Origin of the sequence: Mycobacterium sp. (genome assembly GCF_052144515.1) — a bacterium.
GTDB lineage: Bacteria > Actinomycetota > Actinomycetes > Mycobacteriales > Mycobacteriaceae > Mycobacterium.
The window spans coordinates 1-3441 of record NZ_JBKQQD010000498.1; the positions used below are offsets into that span (position 1 = coordinate 1).

2 protein-coding genes and 2 pseudogenes are annotated in these 3441 nt (G+C 62.7%); 2 read left to right on the forward strand and 2 right to left on the reverse strand.

All coding sequences use genetic code 11. The annotated features are described in order from the left end of the window. Positions 1 to 1282, reverse strand: a 1282-nt coding sequence (locus tag ACLP9N_RS33675; protein WP_442411460.1) for a hypothetical protein, incomplete at its 3' end; no start/stop codon positions are given. Between the two features lie 20 nt (positions 1283 to 1302). On the opposite strand from ACLP9N_RS33675, the pseudogene ACLP9N_RS33680 reads away from it, so the two are divergent. Together ACLP9N_RS33680 and ACLP9N_RS33685 are read left to right on the forward strand one after the other, a co-directional pair. Then, a pseudogene (locus ACLP9N_RS33680) lies at positions 1303 to 1617 on the forward strand (IS21 family transposase); the annotation flags it as partial. Between the two features lie 5 nt (positions 1618 to 1622). Further along, positions 1623 to 1718, forward strand: a pseudogene (locus ACLP9N_RS33685) (ATP-binding protein); the annotation flags it as partial. Between the two features lie 526 nt (positions 1719 to 2244). Here the strand turns inward: ACLP9N_RS33685 and ACLP9N_RS33690 are convergent. Beyond that, positions 2245 to 2970: a hypothetical protein gene (locus ACLP9N_RS33690; RefSeq protein WP_442411461.1), complete on the reverse strand. Its 726-nt coding sequence runs from the start codon at positions 2968 to 2970 to the stop codon at positions 2245 to 2247. Between the last annotated feature and the right edge of the window lie 471 nt (positions 2971 to 3441).

The following is a 3441-nucleotide window of genomic DNA, read 5'->3' on the forward strand; positions in this document are numbered from 1 at the left end:
TCAGTTCCATCCGCAGATGCTGGAGGTCGCATGAACCGTCGGTCACCACGGACAGGTCGACACCACGTTGCGTCTTGCCCACGAAGAAGTCGGCGACGCCGGGGGTGGCAAGGACAGTCCGCTCGAAGGCCGCCCGGGGCACCAGAGCACCGCTTTCATACTGGAAGGCTCCGTCGATGCGACCGTTGACCGCTGTGATGCGGCGATGAGCACAACCGCACGGACACGGCTCGTCGGAGATCGTCACCGCGTCTACGAGGTCATAGCGGATCAGCGGCTGCGCCAGGTTGAACAGGTTGGTCAACAGCAGCCGTTCCGCAGGTTGCCCATATGGTACGACGTTGCCATCAGCATCCGCCGGCTCGAGAATGACCAGATCGTCGGCGACGTGCATGCCTTCTCCAACACCACATGGAAAGGCATAGGTCCCCTCTGAGCAGCCCCAGAACTCCGAAGTCTCGACCCCCCACGCGGATCGAACCGCCTCCCGCACGGGCGGGGTGCAGATCTCGCCCGCGACGCTGACCCAGGTCGGTTTGATGGTGAGTCGTCCTGCGATCGCCTCTAAAGCCAGCTCCCGCATGAGGCTCGGCCACGCTTGGAGAGCCTGCACCGCGGGACGCGCGTTGTTGAGGCCGTCGACAATCTCGTCCAGGGGTTGCGTGCCGCCGAAGCAGTGCGATGTTGGCCCTCCGCTTTCGAAGGTGCTGAAGGCGTGAAATATCCCCGACTCATGCCGAGTGCTGGTAGCAAAGGCCTGCGCCAGCACCGCGTCGGGGTCTTCTCCGCGTCGCCCGGTCCAGCGCGAGCCCTGCATCACGAAGGTGACGAACGCGTCCCAACCGTAGACATGGACTGCTTGGGTTCCTATATATCCAGACGTGACGATTGCCTGGTACTCGTCGTCCAGGTAGCCGCGGTCGCCGTCCGACTGATCGAGGTGTTGTTGGACCCGGGCAAGTGTCAATCCGGGGACCGTGACCACCCGGTCGAACTCCGCCATCATCTCGGCTCTGCTCAGGACCGGCAGAGAAGGGAGGTCGGACTCGGTGAAATTCGCCAGATCGCGGCCTGCCAGTCGTTCCCGCCAGAACGGCGAACGATCGGCGGCCCACACCAGCAGACCCCGAAGACGCCGTTCGCGTTCTGCGGCGAGACGCCCTGCGTCCCATCGCAGCCGGCGCACCCCCTTCAAGTACGCATCTTGCAATTCAGCACGCTGGCGCCGGACCAGCTGCTCGTAATGTCCCCCCGACGTCGCGCCAGTTGCCCTAGCTTGCACCCAGCGATCGTAGCCTAGGCACCACACCTGCAGTTGCCTTCGCCGGCACGTTGGCCACCCAAATCAAGCTGGCTCCGCCACGAGATAACCGAATATAAGGGCTTGGTGGAGCGCGCCAACGGCTATCTGGAGACCTCGTTTCTGCCCGGCAGGGTGTTCGTGTGTCACCGGATGATTTCAATCCCAGCTCAACGAGTGGCTGGTGCGGGCTAATACCCGCACTGTTCGTTCCATCGGAGGCCGGCCAGTCGATCTGTTGGAAGCCGACTATTTGGCGATGCTGCCGCTGCCGCCGGTCGCCCCCGCCGATCGGTCTCAATCACCGAATCCGTTTGGCCCTGAAATCGGCTCGATCATGGTCACGTCAAATCTGCCCTTCGGGCGATGGGGAGAGACCTTCTCCGACGATGTAGTCGCTGCAACCATGATCGACCGACCGTGGTGAGTGAGCAAGTCGTCGACGGCCTGCTCGTCGGCGGCGAAATGGGCGGGAATGTACATGTTGTCCAGTATGTCGGCCGGGTTGATGGTCACTACCAGCTCATAGGGGAACTCGTCGAGGTGCCCGTTGGTGCACGTCAGCAAGTGCTGGGCGGGCACGGCAGGGCTTTCCCGCTTCCCGCTCTTCCCGACGGCACGCTGGGTTCCCCGGCTGGGGCAGCTCTTGTGGGTGAACTGGGCCAGATCGGGCCGGAACGGGTGGGTGTTGGTGTAGGTGAACCGCGGCAACGGGCCCAGGTAGTCACATCCGGTGCAGCGCAACCATTGCGGGAACACCCGCGCCGGGATGCCCAGGTCCGCACCGTCTTTGGCGAACGCGTTCTGCTTGGGCTGCCAGGGATAGGGCCGCAGCGCATCGACCTGGTTGCCCAGGTGCATGCGCACCACGTTGAGCAGCCGTTGCCCGGACCCCCGCAGATCGGGCAGAGCGCAGACACGCCGTTCCGAAGCCCTATTAATATTCAGCCAACTGGGCGGGTTACAACCAAACCCAGCGCGTACGGCGTGGCGCCGACGGACTCGCAACCGATCGACGGCAGGATCATCTCGTCCAGGACGCGTCGTTCGTCGCGGTCCACCGCTTCATCGAGGTAGATGACATCCCCAGGTCGTAGGTGAGCATTGATCACTTCCCAGGCGAAGACCGTCGGTTCGTAGATGTCCATGTCGAAGAGCACCAGCCACTGCGCATCACGCGCCGCAGCCAGGTCCACTGCACCGAGGGTGTCCTCGACGTCGCCGACGTGCCAATGTACGCGCTCATCGTCGATCGCCGGCGGCTTACCACCGGCATCGAACGTGCCCTGCTCGTATTCGCGCCAGGCGCGTGGCAGCCCCGTGAAACGGTCGAACCCGTGCCAGACCACGTCGCGCCCGCCCAATCGACACAGCCACCAGTTGGTCGCATAGCCCCAGGCGACGCCGAACTCCAGCACCACAAGAGGACGGTTTGGATCCAGCCGTTGTGCGAGCCGTTCCCACAGCGTTTCGCGCCGCCCGAAAATCGTTGGCCGAGCACCGAACACACGCAGCTGCCAATCGACGAAGTCGGCGATCTGTCCGGCGTTGATGGTCTTGGTACGCAGCGTCGAGAAAGCTCCGAACAGGCGTGCAACGCTAGGCTGCAGCTTGATCCAGAAGTTATACCGACTCGCGTCGCGGAAGGCGGATGAAGTCCTGCTTCGCATACGCAATGCCCTTTCAGGAAGCACAGTCGACAATTGCCGCTTTAACGGCGAGAAACGGCGCGTCCGCGACCGAAGGGGTCAATTCCAACTCGTCGCCAAAGGGTCAGTCCGAATCTGCCGTTGACACGCGTGGGAGCAGGTGGATCTCCCTATGTAGGTAGGCCGGCACGGTGGTCTGCTTATCAACTTGTGCAACACCGCTCCGGTCGCCTACCGAAATCGAATCGTAACCCATCATGACATTGGAGACCTTCAGTCGCGTCTCATCACGTTGGGGGCTCGCGAATGCAACAGGTTCTCGTGGAAGGACTCGGCACAGCGAGTCGATCTCTACATAACTGAGGTGCAACGACACTGACGGCTCAGGCCCCTTCGTTCGGCGGAGACAAGCCAGCCTCCTTCAGCAGCCGTCGCTCGTCGACCTTGCTGGAAGACGTCAAGGGCAAGTTGGCCACTAAGACGAATTGATCG